Origin of the sequence: Faecalibacterium sp. DFI.5.82, assembly GCF_029076575.1 — a bacterium.
Classification (GTDB): Bacteria; Bacillota; Clostridia; order Oscillospirales; family Ruminococcaceae; genus Faecalibacterium; species Faecalibacterium duncaniae.
Window position 1 is genome coordinate 1 of sequence record NZ_JARFIS010001094.1, and the last position, 290, is coordinate 290.

The 290-nt window shown below is 33.1% G+C and carries 1 protein-coding gene; it reads right to left on the reverse strand.

Annotation, left to right across the window (positions count from 1 at the left end; translation table 11 throughout):
- Positions 1-132, reverse strand: a 132-nt coding sequence (locus tag P0G09_RS20295; RefSeq protein WP_275253581.1) for a MerR family DNA-binding transcriptional regulator, incomplete at its 3' end; no start/stop codon positions are given.
- Positions 133-290 lie beyond the last annotated feature (158 nt).

Below are 290 nucleotides of genomic sequence, written 5' to 3' on the forward strand. Positions count from 1 at the left end.
TACTACTGTATAGTATCTTCGATTAGTTGGTGTTCGATAAGCTTTTAAAATTCCCTTTTTATCCCATATCTGTAAGGTTCTAACCGTAACACCTAATCGCTCAGCCATTTCTTTTGGTTTCATCATCGTCATAACAATAACCACCTACATTTTTTCTTTCTATGGTTATATTATAACGTATAATTCTATTTTATTCTGCGTTTTATTTAACAGTTAATCAGCTCCTTTGTGAAACAGGAAGATGTTTCACATACTCCATTACTTTACCCCAAAAAGGCCGTTGTTTCAAG